The organism is uncultured Abyssibacter sp. (genome assembly GCF_964000955.1).
In the GTDB taxonomy this organism is placed as follows: domain Bacteria; phylum Pseudomonadota; class Gammaproteobacteria; order Nevskiales; family OUC007; genus Abyssibacter.
The window spans coordinates 1-3,329 of record NZ_CAXFCL010000313.1; the positions used below are offsets into that span (position 1 = coordinate 1).

5 protein-coding genes are annotated in these 3,329 nt (G+C 65.4%); all 5 read left to right on the forward strand.

Annotated features, from left to right (window positions below; genetic code table 11):
- The coding region (locus ABNS06_RS15020) for a MucB/RseB C-terminal domain-containing protein (RefSeq protein WP_348675406.1) at positions 1 to 810 on the forward strand (810 nt) is incomplete at its 5' end.
- 3 nt (positions 811 to 813) lie between these two features.
- Positions 814 to 1,299, forward strand: a complete 486-nt coding sequence (locus ABNS06_RS15025; protein WP_348675407.1) for a SoxR reducing system RseC family protein — start codon at positions 814 to 816, stop codon at positions 1,297 to 1,299.
- Positions 1,296 to 2,693, forward strand: coding sequence for a DegQ family serine endoprotease (locus ABNS06_RS15030; RefSeq protein ID WP_348675408.1), 1,398 nt, complete (start codon positions 1,296 to 1,298; stop codon positions 2,691 to 2,693). The genes ABNS06_RS15025 and ABNS06_RS15030 overlap by 4 nt, the downstream gene beginning before the upstream one ends.
- Entirely contained in the window at positions 2,690 to 2,959 is a 270-nt protein-coding gene (locus ABNS06_RS15035; protein WP_348675409.1) for a glutaredoxin family protein, read from the forward strand. Before ABNS06_RS15030 ends, ABNS06_RS15035 begins: the two co-directional genes overlap by 4 nt.
- A 91-nt stretch (positions 2,960 to 3,050) precedes the next feature.
- The coding region (locus ABNS06_RS15040; protein ID WP_348675410.1) for a GTP-binding protein at positions 3,051 to 3,329 on the forward strand (279 nt) is incomplete at its 3' end.

Sequence of the window (3,329 nt, forward strand, 5' to 3'; positions counted from 1 at the left end):
ATGCGCGTCGTGCACCGCTTTTCGGAAGGGCAGGAAGACGAGCGCCTGATCTCGCTCACCGGCGATGCGCGGGAGATCATCCGCCGCGGTGGTGAAGTGCGTTGCCTGCTGCCGCGCGAGCGCGCCGTGATGGTGGACGAGCGTGGCCAGAGCGCCTTGCTGCCCAAGGTGTCCACGGTTGGTCTGGAAACGCTCAGCACCCATTACGACTTTTCCCGTGGCGTCGTGAACCGCGTTGCCGATCGTGCCTGTCAGGGCATTGCGCTCAAGCCGCGGGATGAATTCCGTTTCGGTTATCAGCTTTGCATCGACGTCCAGACCAGCGTGCCGCTGCGTATCGCGCTGGTGAACGGACAGGGCGATGCGTTGGAGCAGTTTCTCTTCACCGCGGTGAGCTATCCGGAAGCCATTCCCGACCAGGCGTTCGTGCCCGCGATCGACGCTTCCGGGTTCCGGGAGATTCGTCATCGCAGCGAAGCTGCCGGAGGCGCCGAGGTCGAGGCGTCGGACGGCGGATGGGAGATCACCGAGTTGCCGCCGGGCTTCAAGGTTGTCGGGCAGAGCACCCGGTTGTTTCCGGGCGCATCAACGCCGGTCAGCCACCTGCTGATTACCGATGGACTGGCCACCGTGTCGGTGTTCGCGGCCGAGAACAAGCTGCCGACCAAGGTGTTTCGCGGCGTCTCCAGCATCGGCGCCGTTCATGCCTACGGCCGGATGGTGGGTGACTATCACGTCGCCGTTGTCGGCGAGGTGCCGGCGCAGACCGTCGAGCAGATCGGCAATCGTCTGAACCGCACCCAGCCCTGAGCCGTGATCGAGGAACGCGCAGTCGTCGTTGAATGCAGCGACCGTGGCGTCCTCGTCACCACGCCGACCCGGGCAGGGTGCGCGCGCTGCGCCGAGGGGCGTGGTTGCGGAGGCGGCGTGCTGGGACGCCTGACCGAACGACGGGGGCAGCCGGTGGTCATGGCCGGGAATGTCAGCGGCGAGGGTCTGGCCGCGGGCGATACCGTCGTGCTGGGTCTGCGCGACGACGCACTGGTCAGTGCGTCGCTCCTGATCTATCTGCTTCCGCTGGGCCTGATGCTGCTGGCATCGCTGTCAGCGCACCTGCTGCTCGACGCCGCTGACGGGCTGGTCGCGGTTGCCGGTATTTGCGGGTTGCTCGCCGGATTCGGCTGGGTTGCGCGACGCTCCGGTCAGCCGGGATGGGCCGACCGCTACCGCCCCGTTGTGTTGCGGCGCGCAAACGGAGAGACTTCGGGATTCTGCGAAGCCGAACGATCGGGGACATGAAACCCAAGTCATTTCGTTGCTGGCGGGCGCTGGTCGTGCTGCCGGCGATACTGCTGACCGCCGCCTGCACCCGCGGATTGCCGGATTTCACCGGCCTGGTGGGCGATCTGAGCCCCGTGGTCGTGAACATCAGCACCGCCGCGGTGCTGGTCGATGGCGAGACCAGCTCCGGGGACAACTGGTTCGAGCGCTTCTTCGGCCTGAACCCGGGTCAGGATCAGGCGCCGCAGCCGGGCGCGCAGTCGCTGGGATCCGGTTTCATCATTTCCGAAGACGGCTTCATCCTGACGAATTATCACGTGGTCGCGGGCGCCGACGAGATCGTCGTCCGGCTGTCGGATCGCCGGCAGCTCGTCGCGCGACTGGTCGGTACCGACCAGCGCAGCGATCTGGCGCTGATCAAGATTGACGCCAAGGGCCTGCCCACCGCGGACATCGGCTCGGCGGACGATCTCAAGGTCGGCGAATGGGTGCTGGCCATCGGGTCGCCGTTCGGCTTCGATTACTCGGTCACCGCAGGCATCGTCTCGGCCAAGAACCGCAGTCTGGCCACCGAACAGTATGTGCCGTTCATCCAGACGGATGTCGCCATCAATCCCGGCAACAGTGGCGGGCCGCTGTTCAATCTCGACGGGGAGGTTGTCGGCGTCAATTCGCAGATCTACTCCGACTCCGGCGGTTATCAGGGCGTGTCCTTCGCCATCCCGGTGGATGACGCGATGCGGGTAGCCAACCAGCTTCGCGAAACCGGCATCGTCGTCCGCGGCTGGCTGGGCGTTGTCGTCCAGGAAGTCGATCGGGCATTGGCGCGTTCGTTCGGCATGCGACGCCCTGAAGGCGCGCTGGTTTCTCGCGTGGTGCCCAACAGCCCGGCCTCCGAAGCGGGTTTGCAGGTGGGCGACGTGATCCTGCAGTTCGGTGACCGCGATGTCGGCACGTCCCGTTCGTTGCCGCACATGGTGGGGCGCGCCGAGCCGGGTGCACGCATTCCCTTGCGGGTGCTGCGCGATGGCGAACGGTTGAAGATCACGGTGCGCATCGGCGCGCTGGAGACCGACGAGCGTGCGAGCCTCAATCCGCCCGATGCCGATCAGCGGGCTCGTCCCGCCGCCTTCGAGCTCGGGATCAGCGTCACCGCGCTGACGCGCAGCCAGAGGGCGCAGCTGGGAGTCGATCAGGGCGGTGTCCTGGTGACCGAGGTGCGGCCGGGCAGCGCGTCGGGCATCGCCGGGCTGATGCCCGGGGACGTGATCGTGTCCGTCGCACAACAGCCCATTGGCGATGTCGGTGATTTCCGGAATGTCTTGCAGGCCGCGCGCGGGTCGGAGTCGGTACCGCTGCTGATTCAGCGGCGTGGCTCGTCCCTGTTTCTCGCGCTCGATGTGCCCGGATGACGCCAGCCCGTCTTGTGCAGTATGCGCGCCAACGCTGTTCCCTCTGTCATGACATGGACGATGCGCTGGACAGTCACTTCGGGGATGCGATCTCGGTTGAGCGCAGGGATGTGGATGCCTGCCCGGAATGGACGGAGCGCTACGGCTGGGATGTGCCCGTGCTGACCACCGAATCGGGTGAGGAGTTGTGTCGCCACCAGCTGGATGTCGCCGCCGTGCGTCACTGGCTTCAAGGTCGGGATGCCTCGTCCGCGCGGTCACCCTAGCCGGTATACTCGCGCGCTTTGTGCGTTCTGCCGCGGCTTGTTCCAGGGGAAAAGCTGACGCGGCGCCGCCGTTTAGTCTGAACAGGCCCTGATGCAGTCCCGAATTCGCAATTTCTCGATCATCGCCCATATCGATCACGGCAAGTCCACGCTGGCTGACCGGTTCATCCAGATCTGTGGCGGCCTCACCGAGCGGGAAATGGCCGCACAGGTGCTGGATTCGATGGATATCGAGCGCGAGCGCGGCATCACCATCAAGGCGCAGACCGTCAGGCTGAAGTATAAAGCCAAGGATGGCGAGGATTATATCCTCAACCTCATCGATACGCCGGGCCACGTCGACTTTTCTTACGAGGTCAGCCGTTCACTG

What these genes read in the sequence shown, in the direction of transcription:
- ABNS06_RS15030 (WP_348675408.1), top strand. Translation starts at nt 1,296, where the DNA reads ATGAAACCCAAGTCATTTCGTTGCTGGCGGGCGCTGGTCGTGCTGCCG.
- ABNS06_RS15035 (WP_348675409.1), top strand. Translation starts at nt 2,690, where the DNA reads ATGACGCCAGCCCGTCTTGTGCAGTATGCGCGCCAACGCTGTTCCCTC.